18 protein-coding genes and 1 rRNA gene are annotated in these 26,346 nt (G+C 71.6%); 8 read left to right on the top strand and 11 right to left on the bottom strand.

Annotated elements, in window-relative coordinates; all coding sequences use genetic code 11:
* Positions 1–48: 48 nt before the first annotated feature.
* From ABZZ20_RS16895 to ABZZ20_RS16885, 3 genes are all read right to left on the bottom strand, one after another.
* Entirely contained in the window at positions 49–5,013 is a 4,965-nt protein-coding gene (locus tag ABZZ20_RS16895) for an NAD-glutamate dehydrogenase (RefSeq protein WP_356870161.1), read from the bottom strand.
* A gap of 354 nt (positions 5,014–5,367) precedes the next feature.
* On the bottom strand, positions 5,368–6,060 hold the full coding sequence (locus ABZZ20_RS16890) for an HAD family hydrolase (protein WP_356870160.1): 693 nt from the start codon (positions 6,058–6,060) through the stop codon (positions 5,368–5,370).
* Entirely contained in the window at positions 6,057–6,557 is a 501-nt protein-coding gene (locus ABZZ20_RS16885; protein WP_356870159.1) for a hypothetical protein, read from the bottom strand. The genes ABZZ20_RS16890 and ABZZ20_RS16885 overlap by 4 nt, the downstream gene beginning before the upstream one ends.
* 387 nt (positions 6,558–6,944) lie before the next feature.
* Here ABZZ20_RS16885 and ABZZ20_RS16880 point away from each other — a divergent pair, with 387 nt between their 5' ends.
* The gene (locus tag ABZZ20_RS16880) at positions 6,945–7,328 is read left to right on the top strand and encodes an Rv3235 family protein (RefSeq protein WP_356870158.1); all 384 of its coding nucleotides are present in this window, start codon (positions 6,945–6,947) and stop codon (positions 7,326–7,328) included.
* A gap of 185 nt (positions 7,329–7,513) precedes the next feature.
* Here ABZZ20_RS16880 and secA read toward each other — a convergent pair whose 3' ends face one another.
* Positions 7,514–10,291 carry a preprotein translocase subunit SecA gene (gene secA / locus ABZZ20_RS16875; protein WP_356870157.1) on the bottom strand — a complete coding sequence of 926 codons (2,778 nt, stop codon included), beginning with the start codon at positions 10,289–10,291 and terminating at the stop codon, positions 7,514–7,516.
* Positions 10,292–10,531: 240 nt separating this feature from the next.
* On the opposite strand from secA, the gene ABZZ20_RS16870 reads away from it, so the two are divergent.
* Together ABZZ20_RS16870 and ABZZ20_RS16865 are read left to right on the top strand one after the other, a co-directional pair.
* A complete protein-coding gene (locus tag ABZZ20_RS16870) occupies positions 10,532–11,113 on the top strand; it encodes a GNAT family N-acetyltransferase (RefSeq protein ID WP_356870156.1) in 582 nt (193 codons plus the stop codon).
* A 10-nt stretch (positions 11,114–11,123) separates the two neighbouring features.
* Entirely contained in the window at positions 11,124–12,293 is a 1,170-nt protein-coding gene (locus ABZZ20_RS16865) for a crosslink repair DNA glycosylase YcaQ family protein (RefSeq protein WP_356870155.1), read from the top strand.
* A 94-nt stretch (positions 12,294–12,387) separates the two neighbouring features.
* On the opposite strand, the gene ABZZ20_RS16860 is transcribed toward ABZZ20_RS16865, so the two are convergent.
* From ABZZ20_RS16860 to mtrA, 6 genes are all read right to left on the bottom strand, one after another.
* On the bottom strand, positions 12,388–13,089 hold the full coding sequence (locus ABZZ20_RS16860; protein WP_356870154.1) for a response regulator transcription factor: 702 nt from the start codon (positions 13,087–13,089) through the stop codon (positions 12,388–12,390).
* Between the two features lie 199 nt (positions 13,090–13,288).
* Positions 13,289–14,017: a ribosome-associated translation inhibitor RaiA gene (gene raiA / locus ABZZ20_RS16855; RefSeq protein WP_356870458.1), complete on the bottom strand. Its 729-nt coding sequence runs from the start codon at positions 14,015–14,017 to the stop codon at positions 13,289–13,291.
* Between the two features lie 318 nt (positions 14,018–14,335).
* Positions 14,336–15,064, bottom strand: coding sequence for a phosphoribosyltransferase family protein (locus ABZZ20_RS16850; RefSeq protein ID WP_356870153.1), 729 nt, complete (start codon positions 15,062–15,064; stop codon positions 14,336–14,338).
* A gap of 228 nt (positions 15,065–15,292) precedes the next feature.
* Positions 15,293–17,149, bottom strand: a complete 1,857-nt coding sequence (locus tag ABZZ20_RS16845; RefSeq protein WP_356870152.1) for an LpqB family beta-propeller domain-containing protein — start codon at positions 17,147–17,149, stop codon at positions 15,293–15,295.
* Positions 17,130–19,151, bottom strand: a complete 2,022-nt coding sequence (gene mtrB / locus ABZZ20_RS16840; protein ID WP_356870151.1) for an MtrAB system histidine kinase MtrB — start codon at positions 19,149–19,151, stop codon at positions 17,130–17,132. Before mtrB ends, ABZZ20_RS16845 begins: the two co-directional genes overlap by 20 nt.
* Position 19,152: 1 nt before the next feature.
* Positions 19,153–19,842 carry a two-component system response regulator MtrA gene (gene mtrA / locus ABZZ20_RS16835; RefSeq protein WP_214949728.1) on the bottom strand — a complete coding sequence of 230 codons (690 nt, stop codon included), beginning with the start codon at positions 19,840–19,842 and terminating at the stop codon, positions 19,153–19,155.
* A 235-nt stretch (positions 19,843–20,077) separates the two neighbouring features.
* On the opposite strand from mtrA, the gene ABZZ20_RS16830 reads away from it, so the two are divergent.
* The 5 genes from ABZZ20_RS16830 to ABZZ20_RS16810 are packed head-to-tail and all read left to right on the top strand — an operon-like array spanning position 20,078 to position 25,865.
* Positions 20,078–21,367 (top strand): hypothetical protein, encoded by a 1,290-nt coding sequence (locus ABZZ20_RS16830; protein ID WP_356870150.1) that lies wholly within the window; start codon positions 20,078–20,080, stop codon positions 21,365–21,367.
* Between the two features lie 10 nt (positions 21,368–21,377).
* Complete coding sequence (locus ABZZ20_RS16825) at positions 21,378–22,055, top strand: DUF4129 domain-containing protein (protein WP_356870456.1); 678 nt, start codon at positions 21,378–21,380, stop codon at positions 22,053–22,055.
* Positions 22,052–23,596 carry a DUF4350 domain-containing protein gene (locus ABZZ20_RS16820; RefSeq protein WP_356870149.1) on the top strand — a complete coding sequence of 515 codons (1,545 nt, stop codon included), beginning with the start codon at positions 22,052–22,054 and terminating at the stop codon, positions 23,594–23,596. Before ABZZ20_RS16825 ends, ABZZ20_RS16820 begins: the two co-directional genes overlap by 4 nt.
* Positions 23,593–24,555: a MoxR family ATPase gene (locus ABZZ20_RS16815; RefSeq protein WP_356870148.1), complete on the top strand. Its 963-nt coding sequence runs from the start codon at positions 23,593–23,595 to the stop codon at positions 24,553–24,555. The genes ABZZ20_RS16820 and ABZZ20_RS16815 overlap by 4 nt, the downstream gene beginning before the upstream one ends.
* On the top strand, positions 24,555–25,865 hold the full coding sequence (locus ABZZ20_RS16810) for a DUF58 domain-containing protein (protein WP_356870147.1): 1,311 nt from the start codon (positions 24,555–24,557) through the stop codon (positions 25,863–25,865). Before ABZZ20_RS16815 ends, ABZZ20_RS16810 begins: the two co-directional genes overlap by 1 nt.
* 308 nt (positions 25,866–26,173) lie before the next feature.
* Here ABZZ20_RS16810 and rrf read toward each other — a convergent pair.
* Positions 26,174–26,290: ribosomal RNA gene (gene rrf, locus ABZZ20_RS16805) — 5S ribosomal RNA — on the bottom strand.
* Positions 26,291–26,346 lie beyond the last annotated feature (56 nt).

Below are 26,346 nucleotides of genomic sequence, written 5' to 3'. Positions count from 1 at the left end.
GTGAAGTCCCGGGGCCGCCCGTTCACCCGTTCCGGCGGAGCGCCGCGATCAGCCGTGCGACCGCAGCAGCGACCGCATCGTCCGCATCGCGACGGACAGGTTCGCCAGGTCGAAGTCGTCCGAGCCCCGGATCTCGTCCAGGGTCGTCCGGGCCCGGCTGATGATCGCCGCGTTCTTCTCCTCCCACGCCTTGAAGCGCTCCTCGGGAGTCGAGTCGCCGTTGCCCACCGACAGCACGTCGGCGGTCAGGGCGGCGTGCGCGGCGAACAGGTCCTCGCGGATGGAGGCGCGGGCCATGGACTGCCAGCGGTCGGCCCGCGGCAGCTCGATGATCCGGTCCATCAGCTGGGTGATGTCCAAGCGGTCGGCGAGGTCGTAGTACACCTCGGCGACACCGAGCGGGTCGACGCCGGTGCGATCCGAAATCGCCACGATGTCGAGCGTCGGGAAGGCCGAGGAGAACCCGGCGACCTTCGCCGCCAGCTCGTCCGGAACGCCCTCGCCGGTCAGCTCGTCCATGATCGACTGGTACCAGTCGAGGTCGGCTCCGCGCACCAGCTTGGGCAGCTCGGCCCAGACCTGGCTGACCCGGTCGGCGAAGAGCTCGATGGTCCCGGTGATCTCCAGCGGCTGCGGCCGGTTGTTCAGCAGCCAGCGGGTGCCGCGCTCGACCAGACGCCGCGAGTGCAGGCGCACCCGGGTCTGGACGTCGGCCGCGACGTCGTTGTCCAGCGACTCGACCGCGTCCCAGACCTCGGCCAGGCCGAAGATCTCGCGGGCCGCGAGTTGCGCCCGGACGATCTCCTCCGTGGAGGCCCCGGTCTCCTCTCGCAGGCGGTGCAGGAAGGTCGAACCACCGGTGTTGACGGTGTCGTTGACCAGCAGCGTCGTGATGATCTCGCGGCGCAGGGCGTGGGCGTCGATCTGCTCCGGGAACTTCGCGCGCAGGGCGGCCGGGAAGTACGCGTGCAGCAGGCGGCGCAGGTACGGGTCGTCCGGCAGCTCGGTGGCGATGAGCTCGTCCGCCACCGTGATCTTGGTGTAGGCGAACAGGACGGCCAGCTCCGGCTGGGTCATGCCCCGGCCGCTGCCCAGCAGTTCGCGGATCTGCCGGTCGGTGGGCAGGAACTCCAGCTCGCGGTTGAGGAGCCCCTCGCGCTCCAGGCGGCGCAGGAACCGCTGCTGGGCGTGGAGCAGGCTGGGCGCCTGGGCAGTGCCGTTGGCCAGGGCCACGTTCTGCGCGTAGTTGTTGCGCAGCACCAGGCGGCCGACCTCGTCGGTCATCTCCGCCAGCAGCTTGTTGCGCTGCTTGACGGTCATGTCGCCGTCCGCGACCACCGCGTTGAGCAGGATCTTGATGTTCACCTCGTGGTCGGAGGTGTCCACGCCCGCGCTGTTGTCGATGGCGTCGGTGTTGACCTTGCCGCCCTCGCCGCCGGCGCCGATCCGGGCGAACTCGATGCGACCGAGCTGGGTCAGGCCCAGGTTGCCGCCCTCGCCGATGACCTTGGCCCGGACGTCCGCGCCGTTGACGCGGATGGCGTCGTTGGCCTTGTCGCCGACGTCCGTGTGCGTCTCGGACGACGCCTTGACGTAGGTACCGATGCCGCCGTTCCACAGCAGGTCCACGGGGGACTGCAGGACGGCCTGCATCAGTTCGGCCGGGGTCATCTTGGTGACGCCCGGCTCGATGCCGAGGGCCGCACGCATATGGGCGTTGACCGGGATGGCCTTCGCCGTGCGCGGGTGGATGCCGCCGCCCGCCGAGAGCAGCGAGGTGTCGTAGTCGGCCCACGAGGAGCGCGGCAGCTCGAACAGGCGCCGGCGCTCGGCGTACGAGGTCGCCGCGTCCGGGGTCGGGTCGATGAAGATGTGCCGGTGGTCGAAGGCGGCGACCAGGCGGATGTGCTCGGAGAGCAGCATGCCGTTGCCGAAGACGTCACCGGACATGTCACCGACGCCGACGACAGTGAAGTCCTCGGACTGGGTGTCGTGGCCGAGCTCGCGGAAGTGCCGCTTGACGGACTCCCAGGCACCTCGGGCGGTGATGCCCATGCCCTTGTGGTCGTAGCCGGCCGAACCGCCCGACGCGAAGGCGTCGCCCAGCCAGAAGCCGTACGCCTCGGCGACGCCGTTGGCGATGTCGGAGAAGGTGGCGGTGCCCTTGTCGGCGGCGACGACGAGGTACGTGTCGTCCTCGTCGTGGCGGACCACACCGTTCGGCGGCACGACCACACCGCCGACCAAGTTGTCGGTGATGTCGAGCAGCGCCGAGATGAAGATCTTGTACGAGGCGATGCCCTCGGCGAGCCAGGCGTCGCGGTCCACCGCCGGGTCCGGCAGGTTCTTGGCGACGAAGCCGCCCTTGGCGCCGACCGGCACGATGACGGTGTTCTTGACCATCTGCGCCTTGACCAGGCCGAGGATCTCCGTACGGAAGTCCTCACGGCGGTCGGACCAGCGCAGGCCGCCTCGGGCGACCTTGCCGAAGCGCAGGTGGACGCCCTCGACGCGCGGGGAGTAGACCCAGATCTCGTAGGCCGGGCGCGGCGCCGGGAGCTCCGGGATGGCCTGCGGGTCGAACTTCATCGACACGTAGGAGTGCTGCTCGCCGGCTTCGTTGAGCTGGAAGAAGTTGGTGCGCAGGGTGGCCGTGATGAGGTTGAGGAAGGATCGCAGGATCCGGTCCTCGTCCAGCGAGGCGACCTGGTCCAGGGCTCCGGCCAGCTCCTCCAGCATGGCGTCGATGAGCTCGGTGCCCGCGGACTGGCGGCCGGGCGACATCCGGGCCTCGAAGAGCGAGACCAGCAGCCGGGTGGTGTGGACGTTGTTGCGGAGGGTGTCCTCCATGTAGTCCTGGCTGAAGTTCACGCCGGCCTGGCGCAGGTACTTCGCGTACGCGCGCAGCACCACGGCCTGGCGCCAGGTGAGCCCGGCGCTCAGCACCAGGGTGTTGAAGTTGTCGTTCTCGGCGTCGCCCTGCCAGACCGCGGCGAAGGCGTCCTGGAAGCGCTCGCGGGCGTCGTCGCCGAGGTAGTTGTCCCCGCCGCCGGAGGGCAGCGGCATCCGCAGACCGAAGTCGTAGATCCACGCGTTCGTACGGTCGGTGCGGCGCAGCTCGTACGGACGCTCGTCGGTGACCTCCACGCCCAGGCGCTGGAGCACGGGCAGGACCGCGGACAGCGAGACCTGCTCACCGGTGCGGTAGATCTTGAAGCGGCGCTCGCCCGGGCCCGCGCCGACCGGCTCGTACAGCGAGAGCGCGAACTCGCGGTCGCTGGCGGACAGTCGCTCCAGGTGGCACAGGTCGGCCACGGCCGCGCGCGGCGAGTGGTCGGCCTTGTAGCCCTCGGAGAAGGAAGTGCCGTACTTGCGCAGCAGCTCGGCGGCGCGCTCCTCGCCCAGCTCGGCGACCAGGGCCTCGCCGAAGCCGTCGGACCAGGAGCGGGCGGCCTCGACGAGCCGGCCCTCGATGCGCTCGACGTCGGCGTCGGTCAGGACGGGCAGCTCGGTGCCCTGCGGGACGCGGACGACGAAGTGGATGCGGGCGAGGATCGACTCGGTGTTCCAGGCGGTGAAGTCGACGCTCGTGCCGTCGAGCTCCTCCTGGAGGATCGAGATCAGGCGCAGCCGGACGCCGGTGGTGTAGCGGTCGCGCGGCAGGTAGACGAGCGCGGAGTAGTAGCGCCCGTACTCGTCCTGGCGCAGGTACAGCCGCAGCCGGCGGCGCTCTTGAAGGTAGAGGACGGAGGTGGCGATCTCGCGGAGCTTGTCGACCGGGGTCTGGAACAGCTCGTCGCGCGGGTAGGTCTCCAGGATCTGCATCAGGTCGCGGCCGTCGTGGCTGTTCGGCGAGAAGCCGGCGCCCTCCAGGACCTCGGCGACCTTGCGGCGGATGACCGGGACGCGGCGCACCGACTCGGTGTACGCGGCGGAGGAGAACAGGCCCAGGAAGCGGCGCTCGCCGACGACGTTGCCCTCGGCGTCGAACTTCTTCACGCCCACGTAGTCGAGGTACGAGGGGCGGTGCACGGTGGCGCGGCTGTTGGCCTTGGTCAGCACCAGCAGGCGGTGTTCGCGGGCCTTGGCGCGGGCGTCGGCCGGCAGCCGGTTGAAGGACGGCGAGACGGGGTGGTCGTCCTGGCCGCTGTGGTGCGGGTCGGAGCGCAGGATGCCGAGGCCGGTGCCGGGCACGGCGGACAGCGCGTCACCGTCGACGAGGTCGTACTCGCGGTAGCCGAGGAAGGTGAAGTGGTCATCGGAGAGCCAGCGCAGCAGCTCCCGGGCCTCTTCGAGCTCGTACTCGCGCAGATCGGGCGCGGTCGGCTCGTTCGGGAGGTCGTCGGCGATGCGCAGCGCGGCGTCGCGCATCTTCTCCCAGTCCTCGACGGACTCGCGGACGTCGGACAGGACGCGGCGCAGGTCGTCGGTGATCTGCTTGAGGTCGGCGCGGTCGGTCTCGCGGTCGATCTCGACGTGGATCCAGGACTCGACGAGGGAGTCGTGGGGGCGCGCGGTCTTGGGACCGTGGGCGTCGCAGTCGGGGCCGAGGATCTCGATCAGCTTGCCGGTGACGTCACGGCGGACGACGACCTGCGGGTGGATCACGACGTGGATGCCGCGGCTCTGGCGGGACAGCTCGTTCGTGACGGAGTCCACGAGGAACGGCATGTCGTCGGTGACCACCTCCACGACCGAGTGGCTGGAGGTCCAGCCGTTCTCCTCGACCGTGGGGGTCTGCACGCGCACGTTCGCGGTGCCCTGCGGCCGGTTCTCGGCGAGCCGGTAGTGCGAGAGCGCCGCCCCGAACACGTCGACCGGGTCCCGGTCCAAAAGGTCCTCGGGGGCGGTGTGCAGGTAGTAGCGCTGGAGGTACGAGAGCATCGTGTCCCGGTCGGGCCGCTCCCCCTGCTCGGACCCAGTCGGAAGTAGCCCCCCGGCCGGGCTGTGCTCAGCTACCCGGGCCGCCCGCGCGAGCAGCTCGGCCTTTGCTTCGTCCAGCTTGGTCTGCATGTCCTCTGGCTCCTGTCGCGCGCCATTGCGTGACGTAGGTGAAGGAAGGAATGACGTAGCGCCGCGAGGCGGGGTGTCCGTTCGGGATCGACGCCATGTCGTCGTGAGAGCCGCCCGGGAAGGATTTGGCCATGATCGGCATCAGGTCCCGGCAGCGGAGATCAGCGAAGGCCCGGGCACGGTCGTGCGCCGGGCGCTGGCCGGAGGCGTCAATGCCCCCGATGACTATCGCGCTGATCACGGGTACCAGGCTATCTCGCCGGACCCCCTCTAAGTCACGCACCAGATCTGTACAAAAGCAGGTCGGGAAGTTTGACGATGTGCGCAGTGACGCGGCCCGCCCGATGCCAGTAGTTATCCGGCCAGCTCGCGAGCAGTGCGGACGGCTTCGGCCAGCGAGTCCACCACTGGAACACCGGCCGATTCGAGACTGCTGCGGCTGTGCGAACCACCCGTGTAGAGGACGGCCCGGGCACCCACGTGGGACGCTGCGACGGCATCGTCCACGGCATCCCCGATCAGCACCGTACGGTGGGCACTCACACCGGTCTCCGCCAGGGCCGCCATGTGACGTACGAGATGTCCCGCCTTGGGGGTGTGCGAGGGGCCGACCCGCCCGTCCACGCGCACGAAGTGCCGGTGGATCCCGTGTTCCCGTACGAGCGGGACGAGCTTCTCGTGGGGCGCGAGGGAGAGCAACGACTGCGTGAGCCCGTCCGCCTGCCAGTCGCGCAGCAACTCCCGGGCGCCCTCGGCCAGACCGGCCGCTTCGGCGGCGGCCCAGTAGTGCCGGTGGAAGGTCTCGTCCATGACGACCCACTCGGCTTCGGTGGGCAGCCGGCCCATCAGCCGCTCGTAGAACTTCGGGACCGGTACGACGTACAGCTCGCGGTAGCGCTCCAGCGTGATCGGAGCGAAGCCGAACTCCGCGAAGGAGGCGTTCGTCGCGGTGATCACGGCGTCGATGTCGTGCAGGAGGGTCCCGTTCCAATCCCAGACCAGGTGGACGGGTGGGACGGGAGCGGCAGGGGGGACGGGAGCGCTCACTTCAGCAGCCCCGGGATCTCCTGGACGCCGAACCACAGCAGCTCGTGGTCCTCGGCGCCATCCACGATGAACTGCGCGTCGTCGTCCCCGCGGTCGGCGGCCTCCAGGGCGCCCGCGGCGGCCGTCACGTCGCTCAGGGCCTCGTCGGCGTCGACGTGCACGGCGGCGGCCACGGAGAGGCGTACGGCCCCGACGAGGGTCACCTGGCCGAGCGTGGCCTCCTCCAGCCCGGGCCTCGCGACGGCGGCCTTGTCGTCCACGTCGACGGCGACCACGACGCGCTTGCGCGGGGCGGCCTCGTCCTCGGCCAGCATCCGCAGGGAGGCCGCGGCGGCCCGACCGAGGGCGGCGTACTCCAGCTCCTCGATGTCGTCCGAGACGTACCACTCCCGCAGGCCGGGCGTGACGGCGTACGCACGCAGCGGGGCGGGACCCAGCTCACCCGCCTGGTGCGCCTCGGCGAGACCGGGGAGGGTCAGGGGGACGTACACGCGCATGGCCGGCCGCTTTCGGTAGTCGGGAACGCCCTCAGGATACGACTGCCCGTGGCGCGACCGGGCTCCGACGGACGGAACGGGCCGTTCCCGGCCCCCTCCCGCACCCCATGAACCTGCTCGGCAGGGGGCACCGGACTCCGGTCGGTGACGGCTGCGGTCCCCCTTCGGGCTGCCGGGCGCCGCTCACGGCCCGTCCACCACGGGCCCTCGGAGCCGCCGGAGAGCGGCCCGGCACCGTAGGGGACCCATCCGGATAGGTGAACGGGCCCCCGGCCACGGCGGTGCCGCAGGCGCCGTTGCAGAGGGTGGTCACGGGCCGTAGAAGATCCACTACCAAGTTACCGCCCGGTACCGCTCCGGGCCCGGACTTCTCGGGGGACGACCGCCATGAGCAGGACCAGGAACACCACCCGGCCCCCCGGCCGCCACGACCAGCGCCGCCCCCACACCCCGCGGGGTCCGCACGACTGGTTCGCGGAGCGACTGCTGGCCGTGGTCAGCGGCCAGCGGCCGGTCCACTCACTACTGGGCCTCACGGTCGGCCCGGCGTACGAGCAACTGGTCACCCTGGCCCCCACGGGACCCCTACGCGAACGCCTGCGGCCCGTACTGCGGCACTGCGGGCGCTCCCATCCGGGGCCGGGGGTCATCGAGGCCTTCGCCCGCATCGCGACGGGCGAGCGCATCTCGGCCATGGCGTTCCGCCTGGAGCAGGGCCCGGACCTGCGCTGGCGCTGCGCGGCCGTCGAGATCCGGGGCCCGCGCCCGTGACCGCCGGCGCCGGGCGGACGCCCCACCGGTACGCCTACCGGGCCACGCACCGGGCCGCGCATCAGGCCGCGCCGGCAGCCGGGGCACGGTGGTCGGTGTCGTGGTCCGAGCCCGCACCACGACGCCGGGGCCGGACACCACCTGCGGTGTCCGGCCCCGGCGGGGTGCCCTTGGGGGCAGCTGGGCTACTTCTTGCGGCGACGGCCGCCCGCGGCCTTCTGCGCCTTGCGGCGCTCCGCCCGCGTCATGCCGTCGCCCGCTTCGTCGGCGTCGAAGTCGCCCTCGATGACCCCGCCCTCGCCGTCCACCGTCGGCGCGGAGAAGTGCAGCCGGTCCGGCCGCTGCGGGGCGTCCAGGCCCTTGGCCCGGATCTCCGGACGCGCCGCCGCCACCACCGGCTCGGCGGCCTGCACCGGAAGCTCCTCGACCTGCTGCTCGACCTGGACCTCCAGGTTGAACAGGTAGCCGACGGACTCCTCCTTGATGCCCTCCATCATGGCGTTGAACATGTCGAAGCCCTCGCGCTGGTACTCGACCAGCGGGTCCTTCTGGGCCATCGCCCGCAGGCCGATGCCCTCCTGCAGGTAGTCCATCTCGTACAGGTGCTCACGCCACTTGCGGTCCAGGACCGAGAGGACGACGCGCCGCTCCAGCTCGCGCATGATGTCGGCGCCGAGCGCCTTCTCGCGCTCCTCGTACTGCTCGTGGATGTCGTCCTTGACGGACTCCGCGATGAACTCGGCGGTGATGCCCGCACGGTCGCCCGCCGCGTCCTCCAGTTCCGCGACGGTGACCTTGATCGGGTAGAGCTGCTTGAAGGCGCCCCACAGCCGGTCCAGGTCCCATTCCTCGGCGAAGCCCTCGACGGTCTCGGCCGCGATGTACGCGTCGATCGTGTCGTCCATGAAGAAGCGCACCTGCTCGTGCAGGTCCTCGCCCTCCAGGACGCGGCGGCGCTCGCCGTAGATGACCTCGCGCTGGCTGTTGAGGACCTCGTCGTACTTCAGGACGTTCTTACGCGTCTCGAAGTTCTGGGTCTCGACCTGCGACTGGGCCGACGCGATCGCGCGCGTCACCATCTTGTTCTCGATCGGCACGTCGTCGGGCACGTTCGCCATCGACATGACGCGCTCGACCATCTGCGCCTTGAACAGCCGCATCAGGTCGTCGCCCAGCGACAGGTAGAAGCGGGACTCGCCCGGGTCGCCCTGACGGCCGGAACGGCCGCGCAGCTGGTTGTCGATGCGGCGCGACTCGTGCCGCTCGGTGCCCAGCACGTACAGCCCGCCGAGCGCCTTGACCTCTTCGAACTCGGCCTTCACGGCCGCCTCCGCGCGCTTGAGCGCGGCGGGCAGGGCGTGCGCCCACTCCTCGATGTGCTCTTCCGGGTCCAGGCCCTGCTGGCGCAGCTCCGCCTCGGCGAGGTCGTCCGGGTTTCCGCCGAGCTTGATGTCGGTACCGCGGCCGGCCATGTTCGTGGCGACCGTGACGGCGCCGCGGCGGCCGGCCTGGGCGACGATCGAAGCCTCGCGCTCGTGCTGCTTGGCGTTGAGCACCTCGTGCGGGACGCCCCGCTTGGAGAGCTGCTGCGAGAGGTACTCGGACTTCTCGACCGAGGTGGTGCCGACGAGGATCGGCTGACCCTTCTCGTGCTTCTCCGCGATGTCGTCGACGACGGCGGCGAACTTCGCGACCTCGGTCCGGTAGATCAGGTCCGGCTGGTCCTTGCGGACCATCGCCCGGTTGGTCGGGATCGGGACCACACCGAGCTTGTAGATCTGGTGGAACTCGGCGGCCTCGGTCATGGCCGTACCGGTCATGCCGGACAGCTTGCTGTAGAGGCGGAAGAAGTTCTGCAGGGTGATCGTGGCGAGGGTCTGGTTCTCGTCCTTGATGTCCACCCCTTCCTTCGCCTCGATCGCCTGGTGCATGCCCTCGTTGTAGCGGCGGCCGGCGAGGATGCGGCCGGTGTGCTCGTCGACGATCATGACTTCGCCGTCGATGACGACGTAGTCCTTGTCCTTCTTGAACAGTTCCTTCGCCTTGATGGCGTTGTTCAGGTAGCCGACGAGCGGGGTGTTCACCGACTCGTAGAGGTTCTCGATGCCGAGCCAGTCCTCGACCTTGGCGACACCGGCCTCGTGGATGCCGACCGTGCGCTTCTTCTCGTCGACCTCGTAGTCGCCGGTCTCCTCGATGCCCTTGAGGGGCTGGCCGGCCTCACCCTTGGTCAGACGGGTGACCAGCTTGGCGAAGTCGGCGTACCACTTGGTGGCCTGGTCGGCGGGACCCGAGATGATCAACGGGGTACGGGCCTCGTCGACCAGGATCGAGTCGACCTCGTCGACCACGGCGAAGTTGTGGCCGCGCTGGACCAGCTCGTCCTTCGACCACGCCATGTTGTCGCGCAGGTAGTCGAAGCCGAACTCGTTGTTCGTTCCGTACGTGATGTCGCAGTTGTACTGCTCGCGGCGCTGGGCCGGAGACATGTTCGCCAGGATGCAGCCGACCTCCAGGCCGAGGAACTTGTGCACCCGGCCCATCAGCTCGGAGTCGCGCTCGGCGAGGTAGTCGTTCACCGTGATCAGGTGGACGCCCTTGCCGGACAGCGCGTTCAGGTAGGCGGGCAGCGTGCCGACGAGGGTCTTGCCCTCACCGGTCTTCATCTCGGCGACGTAGCCGAGGTGCAGCGCCGCGCCGCCCATGATCTGAACGTCGTAGTGCCGCTGACCGAGGACCCGCTTGGCGGCCTCGCGGACGGTCGCGAACGCCTCGGGCAGCAGGTCGTCCAGGCTCTCGCCGTCCTGGTAGCGCTGCTTGTACTCGTCCGTGAGCGCACGCAACTCGGCGTCGGAGAGGTTGACGAAGTCCTCTTCGATGGAGTTGACCTGGTCCGCGATGCGGTGCAGTTTGCGCAGGATCTTGCCTTCGCCTGCACGCATGAGCTTGTTGAAGACGGACACCGAGGTTTGTCTCCTTGCCGGTCGGGCCTGGCACTGGTTCGTACACGGGCACGGAGGGTGGGCCCCACCGCAACGGCCATCGTAAGCGAGGACGTGGTCGCGTCGGGAGGTCCGCCGCATCCCGCAGGGCACGGGCGCCCGGAATGAGAACGTACGAGGGGCCTGGAAGGTGCCGGTGTCCCGGACACTCTTCCCCCAAAACTGTTCGCCCGGCGCGCCCCGGCACCGCAGAATCCGTCTATGGAGCCCACGACACTGCACACGGCCCGGCTGTACCTGCGCCCCTTCGTCCCGTCGGACGAGGAAGAGGTGTACGCGGCCGTACAAGATCCCGACATCCAGCGCTGGACCATGGTCCCCTCGCCCTACGAACGCGAGCACGCGCACGGCTTCGTCAGCGAGAGCGTCCCGGACGGCTGGCGCGAGGACACGGCGTACAGCTTCGCGGTCCGCCTCGGGCAGGACGGCCCGCTCGTCGCGGCCGTCGGCGTGCACGTGCGCGGCCCCGGCATGTACGAGATCGGCTACTGGGCCGCCAAGGAGCACCGGGGCAACGGCTACATGGTCGAGGCCGTCGCCGCCGTCTCCCGCTGGGCCTTCACGGAGGTGGGCGCCGTCCGCCTCGAATGGCGGGCCGAGGTCGGCAACGCGGGCTCCCGGGCCGTCGCGGAGAAGACCGGCTTCCGCTTCGAGGGCGTCCTGCGGGCGGCCGTGCACCGGGCCGGCACCGCCCGCGACTCCTGGGTGGGCTCCCTACTGCCCTCGGACCTCGGCCTGACCCCCTCGCTGCCGTACCTGCCCGCTGTCAGTGGCGCCGCCTAGGCTGCGGCCCATGACCACCGCAGCCGCCGCTTCCCTGTCCGCCGACGAAGCCCGTCGGATCGCCCTGCGTGCGCAGGGCTTCCTGGGGGCGCCCGACCGACGCGGTGGGGTACGGGGCGTCCTGCGCCACCTGGGCGCCGTCCAGCTGGACACGATCTCCGTACTGGCCCGCTCGCACGAACTCGTCCCGTACGCACGCCTGGGCGCGGTGGGCCGCACGGCCGTCGAGTCGGCGTACTGGTCGGACCGGCACGCCTTCGAGTACTGGTCGCACGCCGCCTGCATCCTGCCCATCGAGGAATGGCCGCACTTCGCGTTCCGGCGCCGGGCCCGCCGGGCCCGCGGCCACCGGTGGCACGTCCTCCAGGACAAGGAGCGCTCGACGCGGGCGGTACTGGACCGGCTCAAGGCCGACGGCCCGCTGACCTCGACCGAGCTGGGCGGCGCCAAGAACGGCGGCGAGTGGTTCGAGTGGTCCGAGACCAAGATCGCGGTGGAATGGCTGCTGGACACCGGCGAGGTGGTCTGCGCCGAACGCCGCGGCTGGAAGCGGGTCTACGACCTCCCGGAGCGGGCCGTCCCGGACGCGCTGCTCCACGACGACCTCGACGACCGCGAGTGCCTGCGCCGCCTGGTGGCGCTGGCCGGCCAGAGCCTGGGCGTGGGCACCCGTGCCGACATCGCGGACTACCACCGCCTGGCGGGCGCGCAGGTAGACGCGGTGATCGCCGACTCCGGCCTGGTCCCGGTCGAGGTCGAAGGCTGGGGGAAGCCGGCCTGGGCCGACCCGGCCGCGCTGGCGACGGTCCCGCGCGGGCGCCACCGCACCACCCTGCTCTCCCCCTTCGACTCCCTGGTGTGGGACCGGCCGCGCACGGAGCGGATCTTCGGCTTCACGCACCGGCTGGAGGCGTACGTCCCCAAGCCCCAGCGGATACACGGGTACTTCGCGATGCCGCTGTTGGCGGGCGGCCGGCTCCAGGGCCGCGTCGACCCGGCCCGCGAGGGGAGCACCCTGGTGGCCCGGCAGCTGTCCCTGACCACCCTCGGCGCGGCCCGCCCCATGGCCGAGGCACTGCGCGAGGCGGCCGACTGGGTCGGCTGCGACGCGATCCGCATCGAGCGCACGGGCTCGCCCGAGGAGGCGTCCGCCGTCGCCGCGGAGCTGGCCGCGCTCTGACGGGTAGGCGCCGGGAGCCCGACACGGGGACGACCGGGGATCGGTGGGGAGGGGCGGGGAGGGGCGGGGAGGGGCGGGGAGCGGAGGGAAGGGGTCAGCGGATTTCGAGGATCTTTTCCCGCATCGCGTAGACCACGGCCTCCATCCTGGAGTGCAGCTGGAGCTTCTCCAGGATGTTGCGGACGTGGTTCTTGACGGTGTTCTCCGAGATGAACAGCTCCTTCGCGATATCGCGGTTGTTCATCCCGGTCGCCACGAGCTTGAGCACTTCCAGCTCCCGGTCCGTCAGTCGCGGCGCCGGTACCAAACGCCGCTCGTCCGTCCGCTGGATCATCGACTTGAATTCCGTCAGCAGCTTCGACGCCATGGACGGACTGATCTGGGACTGTCCGTCCGCCACCGCGCGGATCGCCGTCGCCACCTCGTCGGTCGAGATTTCCTTCAGGAGGTATCCGGTGGCGCCCGCCTTGATCGCGTCGTAGAGGTCCGCCTCCTCGTCGCTGATCGTCAGCATGATGATCTTCGCGGAGGGGGCCACCTCCTTGATCGACGTACAGGCCTCGATACCCCCGCGCCGCGGCATCCGTACGTCCATCAGCACGATGTCCGGCAGCAGGTCCGCCGCCTTGTCCACCGCCTCCGCCCCGTCCCCGGCCTCGCCGACGACCTGGATGTCCTCCTCCTGCGCGAGGACGATCTCCAGCCCGCGCCGGAACAGGGCGTGGTCGTCGACGACGAGCACCCGGATCGGCTCGCCGCCCTCGTCACCGCGCTCCGGCCCGAAGCTGTCCGCCATCGTTCCTCCCCCTGCATGTGCCGACCTGCCGGGCCAACCGGAGCGGGTAGCCCGCCGGTTGACTGCCCGCCATGATTCCATGCCCGCGCCATCGGGCGGGGAGCCTGCGAGGACCACGTGGCCTATACGAGTCATACGGAAGCCCCCGGAGGCGCTGCTGCGCCCCGGGGGCAGTTCACCGAAAATTCAGGACGCGGCGTCAGCCGCCGAGCGCCCCGCCCGCCCCTGCGCCGGGCTCACCGGAGCTGGAGGCCTGATCGGAGTTGAGGTGGATCACGCCGTAGTCGTAGCCGTGACGCCGGTAGACGACGCTCGGCATCTTGGTGTCGGAGTCGACGAACAGGTAGAAGTCGTGGCCGACCAGCTCCATCTCGTACAGAGCCTGGTCGAGTGACATGGGTGCGGCCGAGTGCGTCTTCTCGCGGACGATGAGGGGGCCTTCGCCCTGTACCTCCAGCGACCCGATCCGAGTGGTCGGGATCTCGTCCGCCTTCTCCTCCTTGAACGGCTCGCCGTTCACGTTCAGCTCGGCCACGCCCGGCACCACGTCGGCGACCTCTGCCGCCGAGAGCCGGCCGTTGCCCCGGCGGGTGTAGCGCTTGTCGTGCTGCTTGCGCAGCCGGGCCTCCAGCTTGTCCTGTGCCAGGTCGAGCGCCGCGTACGGGTCGGCGGCTGCGGCCTCGGCACGGATCACCGGGCCCCGCGAACGCAGGGTGATCTCCACGCGGTCGGAACGGTCGGCCTGACGCGGGTTGTGCTCCTTGGACACCTCGACGTCCAAGCTGATCACCTTGGCGTCGAGCTTCTGGATCCGCTCCGGATTCAGCTTCTCGGCCACGTGCTTGCGGAACCGCTCGGGCACCTCGGTCTTGCGGCCCTTGACGACGATGTCCACGCAGAACTCCGTTCCCGGATAGCTCCGCCTCACGGGGCGAAGCGTCTCCCTTTCGCACCAGGCTCCGGTGAACACCGGAGCCTCGGACTTGGCGACTTCCACCTCCTCCTCCCCCATCGGCTAGGTCTACACCCCACCGACTTCGGAGTCGAGAGACAGCCTCTGACACGAAGATTCAAAAACGCCGAAACGTGCGGTCCGATGCGTGGGTGCCAGGTCTCGCCAGTTCCTTACAACCGAACATATCTCTCCCTGCCGGTTGTCGGCACCCGCTACCGGAACGTACCTCCGTTCAGGTGGCCATTCACTCTTACTACCTGCAACGATGCGCCTTCCCCTCCAGTTCCAAATCTATTCACAAGATTGTTGGTCTGTACGGGTTGTCGACCGGATTCGTACGAAGGAGTCCCTCGGCGCGGCCACCACGGCAGCCCCCACGACCGGTCCGATCGACGCGGCACGCACCGCCCGGGCGGCCTCCACGAGCGTGGCCCCCGTGGTGATCAGGTCGTCCACCAGCACGATCCGCGCCCCCGCCGTCACCCGGGCCGCGCCACGGCACGCCCCCAGGGCCCCGGTGAGGTTCTCCCGGCGCTGCCGGGCCCCCAGGCCCGCCTGATCGGCCACCGGCCGGACGTGGCGCAGTACGGGCGCCACGCGGGCGGGCACACCGGCCCGCCGCAGCCGCGCCGCAGCCGCCAGGGCGATCCTGCGTGCCGGATCGTGTCCGCGCGCCCGGACCTGCCGCCGCGCCGAAGGCACCGGGACGATGGCCCACCCGCCCGCCGCCGCGGCCCCCGCGCGGACGGCCGCCGCCAGTGCGGCCCCGAGCGGCCCGGCCAGGGGGAGCGCCCCGCGCTCCTTGTGGGCCAGTACGACCTGCCGTACGGCGTCCTCGTACACCGCGCCCGCATGCACCTGCGGCAGCCCCTCGGGCGCCGGGGACGGTCGTACACGGCCCGCCGCGGCCCCGCTCAGCGCCCCCGCGCAGCCCGCGCACAGCAGTACCCGGGAGGCCCCGCAGCCGGCGCAGTCGACCGGCAGGACCAGCCCGGCGAGCTCCTGCCACCACCCCCGCATGTCCACACTGTGCCGGGCGGGCCGAGCGGCCCGCCACCCCTGTGGACAACGCCGCCGGCAGGCCCGCCGGCAACGGAAGGCCGCGGCGGGCCGGGACGGGCCGCGGCCTTCCGTTGCCGGCGGGCCGCGGCGGGCCGGGACGGGCCGGGACGGGCCGGGGCGGGCCGCGGCGGGCCGGGGCGGGCCGCGGCGGGCCGGGGCGGGCCGGGGCGGGCCGGGGCGGGAAGGTCAGCCGGGGTAGACCGGGGCCCGGCCCGCCGCTGCCACCGTGCGCCACTGCGCCCCCGGCGGCAGCCACACGATCCCGTCCTCGTCCGAGTACGCGACCACCGGCTTCTTCTCGTCCTCCGTCGCCGCCACCGCGACCAGCCCGGTGGCTCCGGGCAGGCTCGCCGCGACCATCGAACCGTCCGCCAGCATGTACCGGGCCTGCACGACCCCGCCGCTCTCCCGGCCCACCACCAGCAGCCGGCCGCGCGGCGCCCAGCTCAACGCCGTCACGTTCGCCATCTGCGGGGCCGCCGGACGCAGCTCGCGCACGGACACCGCAGCCTTGTCCCCCTTGCCCTCCGGCCGCTCGATCCGGCCGATGTACAGGTTCTTGCGGCTCTCCTTCAGCACCAGCAGCCCGATCCGCACCCCGTCCGGGGACACCTTCAGCGCGGTGATCCGGCCGCCGTCGAGCCCGGCCACGTCGATCTTCTGCGGGGTTCCGGTGCCGCCCGGAACCCGCCACAGCCCCGGGTTCTGCTGGTCCTGGTCCGCGATCCACAGGTCGCCCGCCGCGTCCCAGCTGGGCGCGCCCAGCCCGTCCGGCTTGTTGCCCTTGCCGGTCAGCACCGGCTGCGGCATGGGTCCGGCGGTCGTCAGGTTGACCAGGTACAGCCCGTGCCCGTCCTCGGAGACCACCGCCGCGCGCTTCTCGTCGTACGACACGGCCGCGGAGCCGACCTTGAACCCGGGGGGCGTGGACAGCGGCCCCGGCACCGGCTCCGGCCGGTACTGCTGGTCCTCACTGGTGATGTCGAGCTTCATCCGCACGAGCCGGCTCTCGCCGTCCACGTAGTACTGGTACTCGGGACTGGGCGGCCGGTGCGCGATCGCCGCCGCTGCCGCCTCGGTCACGGAGCACAGCGAGGACCGGTCGGAGCGCAACAGCTCGACCCGGGCCAACTTGGAGGCCGTCAGGTCCTGCACGGTGTACAGGAGTTGCGCGGCCATCTTCTGGCACTGGGGCTGCGCGACGTTGTCCGCCTTGTCGTTGAGCGGCACCCGCAGCGCGTTCTGGCCGTCGTACGCGAGGGATTTGGTGCCCTCCCGCAGCTCCGTGCCCGCGGGGAAGCTCGAAGTGACCACCGGACCCAGCCACTTGGACGGCCCCGCCAACAGCGACTGCACGGTCTGCGTGGTGGGGTCCATCCGCGAATCGGGGTCGCTGCGCTGGCGCACGTACACGGGATCGGCCACCAGCGTGCCGCCCGCGAAGTAGTACTTGTTGACCGGCATGTAGATGCGCTGGAAGTCCGACTCGCTGAGCACGAGGCTGCTCGGCGGCGTCGCGATCCGCCACTGCTTGTTCTCCTGGACCAGCTGGAGGTACTCCTCGTAGCGCCCGCCCGTGGTCTCCGGCTGGTACGCGCTGCGCTCGTCCACCGTCGCGAGCTTCTTGCCGGTCATCTTGTAGCGGGGGACCGCGGGGTCCTTCTCCCCCTGGACCGAGAACCGGTCGATGCCCGCGGAGAGCACCGTGACCGCCGAACCGGGCTTCCAGTTCTTCGCCGCCTCCTCGGTGAGGTACTTGCGGGCGGTCTGCAGCTGCGGGTCGTCGCTGGTCATGGCCTCCAGGAAGCCGTCGACGATGTCGGCCGGACCGGCCTTGTCGGCCGGCGGCACGCCGAACACGCGGACCTGCGAGTCGACCCCCTGCGAGGCCCGTACCTCGCGGATCTCCCCGTGGTCGGGCATGGAGGCGCAGCCGGCCAGCAGCAGTCCTGCCGCGCCGAAGGCGTACGCCCGCAGCGACCGCCACCGGCGGCGACGGCCTTCCCTGCCTACCCGTGCGGGCTCAGCGTCCACCTGCTCCATCCTCCTGTGCTGCCTCGTCAGCCTCGTCAGCCGCGGCGGCCGCGGCGGCCCGGTCGGCTTGGGTCCGGTCGGCTGCCGCCTGGTCGGCCGGGCGGGCCACGACGCGGGCCCCGTTGCCCGGAAGGGCCGTCGGGTCCGCCGGCACCGGCACCGCCCCGGCGACCGCCGACCGGGGCGGTATGGGCGAACGGTCGGGCCGGCCCGGAGCCCGGGGCTCCGTCGGGGCCGCCCCGGAGCCCGCCGCGTCGGCCGCGGCCCTGGCCCGGTTGGCGCGGGAATCCTCCGGCTCCAGCGGGATCGGGGACCCCCTCAGCGGCTCGTCGGCGGTCCGCGGCAGCGTCAGCCGGAACTGCGAACCGCCGCCCGGCTCGCCCCAGGCCTGGAGCCAGCCGCCGTGCAGCCGGGCGTCCTCCACCGCGATCGACAGGCCGAGGCCGGTGCCGCCAGTGGTGCGGGCGCGGGCCGGGTCGGCCCGCCAGAAGCGGTTGAAGACGCGGGTGGCCTCACCGGGCTTGAGCCCGACGCCGTAGTCGCGCACGGCGACCGCGACGGCCCCGCCCGCGGACGCGAGCCGGACCACCACGTCACGGCCCTCGCCGTGCTCCACGGCGTTGACGACGAGGTTGCGCAGCACCCGCTCCACGCGCCGGGAGTCGGCCTCGGCTATGACGGGCTGGGTGTCGCCCAGCACCCGGATCCGGGTGCCCTTGTGCTCGGCGAGCGGCTCGGCGCCGTCGATGACCCGGCGTACGACCTCCCGCAGGTCGATCGGTTCGGCCTCCAGGGCCGCCGCCCCCGCGTCGAACCGGCTGATCTCCAGCAGGTCCGCGAGCAGCGACTCGAAACGGTCGAGCTGCCCGGCGAGCAGCTCGGCGGAGCGCGCCGTGATCGGGTCGAAGTCGACCCGGGCGTCGTGGATGACGTCGGCTGCCATCCGTACGGTCGTGAGCGGCGTCCGCAGCTCGTGCGAGACGTCGGAGACGAACCGGCGCTGCATCCGGGACAGGTCCTCCAGCTGCTGGATCTTGAGCTGGAGGTTTTGCGCCATCTTGTTGAAGGCCTCGCCCAGACGGGCGATGTCGTCCTCGCCGGTGACCTTCATCCGCTCCTGGAGCCGCCCGGCGGAGAGCCGCTCGGCGATCCCGGCGGCCATCCGCACGGGCGTCACGACCTGGCGCACGACGAGCCAGGCGATGGCACCGAGCAGGACGACCACGAACACGCCGGCCGTGGCGATGGTGACCTTGATCAGGTTGAGGGACTCCTCCTCCTGCGTGAGCGGGAAGAGGTAGTACAGGTCGTACGGGTCCCCGTTGATGTCGGTGAGCCGCTTGCCCACGACCAGCGCGGGCTCCGGCGCCTTGTCCCCGGCCCCGGCGGTGTACCGGATCTGGGAGAAGGTCTTGAAGGTCCCGGTGGCGTGGTTGACGGCACGGCGCAGCCCCGCCGGGACGCTCGCCGTCGGATCCACGTTGCCGGAGGCACGGGCACCCTTGACGCCCGAGACGGGGGGCCCGCCCGGCTGCCCGCCCGCGCCGGGGCCGGCGCCGAGCGCGACCACCTCGAAGGCGGTCTGGCCGCCACTGGCGAGCTGCTTGACCAGCGAGTTCATCCAGGTACTGGCGTCCCGCCCGACCTTGTTGTCGGTGGCGTCGGGTCCGTCCACCGTGGAGGGGGTGTTGGCCTTCTCCTGTGCGACCGCGAACCCGCCCGCCGCCTGGCTCTGGGCGGCCTCCTCCTTGGCGTCGAGGAGCCCCTTACTGACCTGAGCGATCACGACGAAGCCGAGCGCGAGGACCACGGCGAGCGACATCAGCAGCGTGGCGGCGACCACCCGCAGCTGGATGTTGCGCCGCCACAGCCGGATAGCCGGAAGCAACGGTCGTCGTACGAGGCGTACCAACAACCGCAGCACAGGGCCACCGGGTGCTCCGTCCTGCAGCAGCCGGCCGCCCCACAGGGCCCCCCAGCGCGGGCCGCGCCGGGGCCTACCGGGCTGCACGTCAGCTCGGTCCGGCCTTGTAGCCGACACCACGCACCGTCACGACGATCTCGGGGCGCTCCGGGTCCTTCTCGACCTTGGAGCGCAACCGCTGCACGTGCACGTTGACCAGACGGGTGTCCGCCGCGTGCCGGTAGCCCCAGACCTGCTCCAACAGCACCTCGCGGGTGAAGACCTGCCAGGGCTTGCGGGCGAGCGCGACCAGCAGGTCGAACTCGAGCGGGGTCAGGGCAATGGAGACCCCGTCCCGCTTGACCGAGTGCCCGGCCACGTCGATGACCAGGTCACCGATGGCCAGCTGCTCGGGGGCGGGCTCCTCCGACCGGCGCAGGCGGGCCCGGATGCGGGCCACCAGCTCCTTCGGCTTGAACGGCTTGACGATGTAGTCGTCGGCACCGGACTCCAGGCCCACCACGACGTCGACCGTGTCGCTCTTCGCGGTGAGCATGACGATCGGTACGCCGGACTCGGCCCGGATCAGCCTGCACACCTCTATGCCGTCCCTTCCGGGCAGCATGAGGTCGAGCAGCACCAGGTCCGGCTTCGCCTCCCGGAAGGCAGCAAGTGCCTTGTCACCGTCCGCTACGAACGACGGCTCAAAACCTTCTCCACGCAGCACAATGCCGAGCATCTCGGCCAGCGCGGTGTCGTCGTCGACGACAAGGACGCGTCCCTTCATGGTTGACATCATCCCATTAGCTAATCGTTACCTGGCGGTGAGCTGTCCCACAGCCAAAAGGGCTGGAAATCGCCCCTCCGACCTGCGTGGAGATCAGGCCGACCAGTCTGCACCGGATCCGGGCGACAATTGAAGGTACGGGCTGCCGGAGATCCGGGGGGACGGCCGGTCCGTTCAACGTTCCCACGTGGCACGATGACAGGCGACCAGCGCCCCCGCCGCAGCAGGTGCACGTGAAGGAGCGACGATGAACGACTCTCCGGGCTGGGCTACGCCCGGACCCTCCCCGTCCGACGGCGAACAGCCGGGCGCGTCCGACGGTCGGAGCGGCGGCGAGGGTACGCAGACGCCCGCCGGCGGACAGAAGTGGTCCGCCGAGCAGCCGCCCCCCGGTGCGGGTCTCCCCCCGGACGGGATCTGGGGCGGGTCGAGCCCCGCCACCCCGCAGCCTCCGCACGCCCCGCAGCCGCTGCAGCCGCAGCCGGGTGCGGGCTGGGGATCGTACGGGGGCCCCCAGGGCGGCCAGTACGGATACCCGGGCGGTGCCGGCCAGTGGGGCAAGCCCCCGGCCGCCAAGCCCGGCGTGATCCCGCTGCGCCCGCTGGACATGGGCGAGGTCCTCGACGGCGCGGTCAGCACCATGCGCAGCCACTGGCGCTCGGTCCTGTCGATCACCCTGGTAGTGGCCACCGTCATCCAGGTCATCAACGTGATCGTGCAGAAGTACGCGTTCGCCGACCTGGCCGTCACCTCGGACCCGGACGCCGACCTCCAGGACGTCCTCGATGCCCTCAGCGGCACCATGACGGCCCTGCTCGCAGAGGGCTTCATCCAGATCATCGGGACCATCCTGGCGACCGCCATGCTCACGATGATCTTCAGCCGTGCCGTGCTCGGCCAGCGCTCCACGATCGGTGGAGCCTGGCGCGAGGCCCGCCCCCAGCTGCTCCGTCTGCTCGGGCTGACCTTCCTGATCACCCTCGCCGCAGTCGCACTCGTCTCCGTGCTGATCCTGCCCGGCATCGCCCTGAGCAGCATCGGCATCGGCGTCCTCGGCGGCCTCGCCTCCCTGCCGCTCCTCATCTGGCTCGGGATCAAGTTCAGCCTGGCCTCACCCGCGCTGATGCTGGAGAAGAGCAGCGTCATCGGCGCGCTCCGACGCTCCTCGAAGCTCGTCCAGGGCTCCTGGTGGCGCATCTTCGGCATCACCGCCCTCACAGGCCTCATCACTGCTTTCGTCTCGGCCGTCATCGTCTGGCCGCTGACCGCCATCGGACTGGTCTTCGGACTCGCCGACGGCGGACCGGAGGCCCTGCAGAACGGCACCGCCGCCACCGGGTGGGTACCGCTCGTCTTCTCGGGAATCGGCGCGATCATCGCGCAGACCATCACCATGCCGATGCAGTCGGGCGTCACCGTGATGCTGTACGTCGACCAGCGCATCCGGCGCGAGGCCCTCGACCTGGAGCTCGCCCGGGCGGCGGGCCTGGAGAACTACGGTACGAACGCGGCGACGACGCCGCCGGCCGGAGGCTGATGCATCGATGATGAGCACGGGGGGCCTCATCACACACGCCGTGGCGCTGCTGCCAACCGGGCAGACACCGCCGGTGACGACACCGCGCGACCCCGCCCGCGAGGCGGCCGAACGCGAACTGTCCAAACCGCTGTACCACCAGAACGACCCCGGCCTGCTCCAGCGCGCCCTGGACCGCTTCTGGGAATGGGTCGGCAACCTCTTCGACCACGCCTCGGGCGCCACCCCCGGCGGCACGCTCGGCCTGGTCGCCATCGCCGCCCTGGTCGTCCTGGCCGTCGCCGCCCTGTGGTGGCGGCTCGGCTCCCCCCGCCGCGCCGCCACCGGCGCCGCCACCCTGTTCGACGACGCCGTACGCAGCGCCGCCGACCACCGCGCCGCCGCCGACGCCCACGCCGCCGCGGGCCGCTGGACCGAAGCCGTCCAGGAGCGCATGCGGGCCGTCGTCCGCTCCCTGGAGGAACGCACCCTCCTGGACCCGCGCCCGGGCCGCACCGCCGACGAGGCGGCGGCCGAAGCCTCCGTCTCCCTCCCGGACCAGGCCGGGGAGCTGCGCGCCGCTGCCCGCACCTTCGACGACGTCACGTACGGCGGCCGCCCCGGCGACAGCGACATGTACGCCCGCCTGCGCGCCCTCGACCTGACCCTGACCCGCACGAAGCCGCTCCTGACGGGACCCCCGGCATGACCGCCCCCACCCCGGACCCGTCGACCCCTGCGGCGGACGAGACCTCCGGCGCAGCCACCTCGATACCGGGCCCGCCAACCGCCCCTGCGCCCACCGCAGCCCCACAGACCCCCCTGAGCGCCCCCATCACTGCCTCAGGAGCCGCACAGACCCCCCCGACCCCGCCGGTCACCGGCACGGCCACCCCGGCCGACCCCGGCCCGTCCCCAGCGCCCCACCCTCCCCGCACGAGCACCCCGGGCGCAGCCACCGCCCACCCCTCGCTCACCCCCGGCGTGACGTCGCCCGCCGTACCCGGCCCGGCCGCAGCCGCACCCCCCGGCACGCCCCGCACGAGCACCCCGGGCCCCGGCCGGTCCACCTCGGCCGCAGCCACCGCCCACCGCCCGCTCACCGCCGGAGGCATCTGGCTCCGGGCGCGCGGCTTCCTCATCGCCCTCGGGATCCTGCTCGCCGCCGCCGTGACCCTTGCCGCCCTCGGCTCCGGCAGCCGGCACGGCTACCTCGACCCCCGCTCCGCCGACCCGGACGGCAGCCGGGCCGTCGCCGAGCTGCTCCAGGCCCGCGGGGTCACCATCCGCGTCGTCACCACCGCCCGCGAGGCCGCCGCCGCGGCCGGCCCCGGCACCACCCTGCTCGTCACCGACCCCGACCGACTCGCAGACGGCCAGCGCCGCGCCATCCGTTCCGCCATCGACCTCTCCGGCGGTCGCACCGTCCTGCTCGCCCCCGGCGGCCTCGGACTTTCCGACCTGGTCCCCGCCGCACGCACCCAGGGCTACGCCCCCGATCAGGACCTGGACCCCGGCTGCACCCTGCCCGCCGCCGTCTCCGCGGGCCGCGCCGCGACCGGCGGCGGCCACCGGTACGCCAGCAGTGCCGGAACCGCCTGCTACCCCAGCGGCGGCCACCCCACCCTCCTCGTCCTCCCCTCGGGCACCCCCGGCGGTGACACGGTCCTCCTCGGCTCCGAGGAGCTCCTGCTCAACAAGGAACTGGCCGACGGGGGCAACGCCTCCCTCGCCCTCCAACTCCTCGGCTCCCGCCCCGACCTCGTCTGGTACCTGCCTTCCCTCACCGAGGTCCAGGATGAGGACCCCGGCCACGAGAAGACCCTCCTGCAGCTCGTCCCGCGCGGCTGGAGCTGGGCCCTCCTCCAGCTCTTCGTGGCTGCCGTCCTCGCCGCCCTCTGGCGCGCCCGCCGGCTCGGTCCCCTGGTCACCGAGAAACTGCCGGTCGTCATCCGCGCCTCCGAGGCCGCCGAGGGCCGCGCCCGCCTCTACCGCAAGGCCGGCGCGCGCGACCGCGCCGCGACCGTACTGCGCGCCGCGTCCCGTGAACGTCTGGCCGCCCTGGTCGGCGTAGCGCCCTCGCACTCCCACGATCCCGCGGCCCTGGTTCCCGCCGTGTCCGCCCGCCTCACGGACCCGGGCACGGACCTGACCGCCCTCCTCTTCGGCACCACACCCGCCGACGACGCGGCACTCGTCGCGCTCGCCGACCACCTCGACGCCCTCGAAAGAGAGGTCCGCACCTCATGACGGCCACCACGGACAGCGCCCGCTCCTCGCTGGAGGCGATCCGCACCGAGATCGGGAAGGCCGTCGTCGGCCAGGACTCGGCCGTCACCGGTCTCGTCGTCGCACTCCTGTGCCGCGGCCACGTCCTCCTCGAAGGCGTACCCGGCGTCGCCAAGACCCTCCTCGTACGGGCCCTCGCCGCCTCCCTCGCCCTCGACACCAAGCGCGTCCAGTTCACCCCGGACCTGATGCCCAGCGATGTCACCGGCTCCCTGGTCTACGACGCCCGCACCGCCGAGTTCTCCTTCCAGAACGGCCCGGTCTTCACCAACCTCTTCCTGGCGGACGAGATCAACCGCACGCCGCCCAAGACCCAGTCCTCGCTCCTGGAGGCCATGGAGGAGCGTCAGGTCACCGTCGACGGCACCCCGCGCGCCCTCCCGGACCCCTTCCTCGTCGCCGCCACCATGAACCCGGTCGAGTACGAGGGCACGTACCCCCTCCCGGAAGCCCAGCTGGACCGCTTCCTCCTCAAGCTCACCGTGCCCCTGCCCTCGCGGCAGGACGAGATCGGCGTCCTGACCCGGCACGCGGCCGGGTTCGACCCGCGCGACCTCCAGGCCGCCGGTCTGCGCCCGGTCGCCGGCGCGTCCGAGCTCGAAGCCGCCCGCGACGCCGTCGCCAAGGTGTCCGTCTCCCCGGAGATCGCCGGGTACGTGGTCGACATCTGCCGGGCCACCCGCGAGTCGCCGTCCCTCACCCTCGGCGTCTCCCCGCGCGGCGCGACCGCCCTGCTGGCCACCTCCCGCGCCTGGGCCTGGCTCACCGGACGCGACTACGTCACCCCCGACGACGTCAAGGCCCTCGCCCTGCCCACCTTGCGCCACCGCGTCCAACTCCGCCCGGAGGCCGAGATGGAGGGGGTCACGGCCGACGCCGTCGTCACCGCGATCCTGTCCCACGTCCCCGTCCCGCGCTGATGGCTCTCACCGGACGCGCCGCCCTGCTGGCGGCCCTCGGCAGCCTGCCCGTCGGCATCCTCGAACCGACCTGGACGGGGATGCTGGCGGTCAACGGAACCCTCGCCCTCGCCTGCGCCGTCGACTACGCCCTGGCGGCGCCCGTCCGCACCCTCACCCTCACCCGTTCGGGCGATACCTCGGTCCGCCTCGGCGACCCGGCGGAGGTCCACCTGACGGTCACGAACCCCAGCACGCGCATGCTCCGGGCCCGTATCCGCGACGCCTGGCCGCCCAGCAGCTGGCTCCCCGGCACCGAAGCCGCCGCCTCCCGCCACACCGTGACGGTCCCGGCCGGCGAACGCCGCCGGATCACCACTCGGCTGCGCCCCACCCGCCGCGGAGACCGGCGGGCCGACCGCGTGACGATCCGTTCGTACGGTCCGTTCGGCCTGCTGTCCCGCCAGGGCACCCACACCGTCCCTTGGACGGTCCGTGTCCTGCCGCCCTTCACCAGCCGCAAGCACCTCCCCTCGCGGCTGGCCCGGCTGCGCGAACTGGACGGCCGCACGAGCGTCCTGACCCGCGGCGAGGGCACCGAGTTCGACAGCCTGCGCGATTACGTACCCGGCGACGACACCCGCTCGATCGACTGGCGTGCCACGGCCCGCCAGGACAAGGTCGCGGTCCGCACCTGGCGCCCGGAACGCGACCGGCACATCCTGATCTGCCTGGACACCGGCCGCACCTCCGCGGGCCGCGTGGGCGACGCCCCCCGCCTGGATTCGGCGATGGACGCGGCCCTGCTCCTGGCCGCCCTGGCGACCCGCGCGGGCGACCGCGTGGACCTGCTGGCCCACGACCGCCGCCCGCGTGCCCAGGTCCAGGGCCGCTCGGCCGCAGACGTCCTCCCGGCCTTCGTGAACGCCATGGCCACACTGGAACCGGAGCTCGTCGAAACCGACGCCCGCACCCTGGTCTCCACCGTCCTGCGCCATGCCCCCCGCAGGTCCCTGGTGGTCCTCCTGACGAGCCTGGACGCAGCCCCGATGGAAGAAGGCCTGCTCCCCCTCCTCCCCCGCCTCACACAGCGCCACACGGTCGTACTGGCCTCGGTGGCCGACCCCCACATCGCGGAGATGGCGAACTCCCGCGGCACGCTCGACGCGGTCTACGAGGCCGCGGCCGGCGCCCAGTCCCTGGCGGTACGCCGGCGCACTGCGGAGCAGCTCACCCGCCACGGAGTCCACGTGGTCGACGCCACCCCGGACACCCTGGCGCCCGCCCTGGCGGACGCCTACCTCGCCTTGAAAGCCGCGGGCCGCCTCTGACGCTGGGCAGGCTCAGCGATTGAGGTCGACCAAGGCCACACCGTGGCCTCCGTACGCCTTCGGCTCAACGGTGGCCACGAACGAGTCAGCCCCCACTCGGCACGTGACGCGTGGATCAGAGCGGGCATCTGCCGGTTGCCGGAAAAGGCCAGCAGCGTCGGAGCGGGCACCAGATGGTGCTGGATCACGCCGCATCCGCCTGCGGCTATGGTTGTTGGAAGGCTTCCCGGAGGGCGACGTGTACGCCATGGGGCCGTAAACGCAGAAAAGCCCCGCACCATAAGGTGCGGGGCTTTCCCACAATGATTGTTCGGCGGCGTCCTACTCTCCCACAGGGTCCCCCCTGCAGTACCATCGGCGCTGAAAGGCTTAGCTTCCGGGTTCGAAATGTAACCGGGCGTTTCCCTAACGCTATGACCACCGAAACACTATGAAATTTAGAACATGCTGGTGTTTTCACAGCCGTTCGTTATTTCAGAAC

Source organism: Streptomyces sp. NPDC006430, assembly GCF_040612395.1.
Lineage (GTDB): Bacteria > Actinomycetota > Actinomycetes > Streptomycetales > Streptomycetaceae > Streptomyces.
This window is presented reverse-complemented; position numbering and strand designations above follow the sequence as displayed.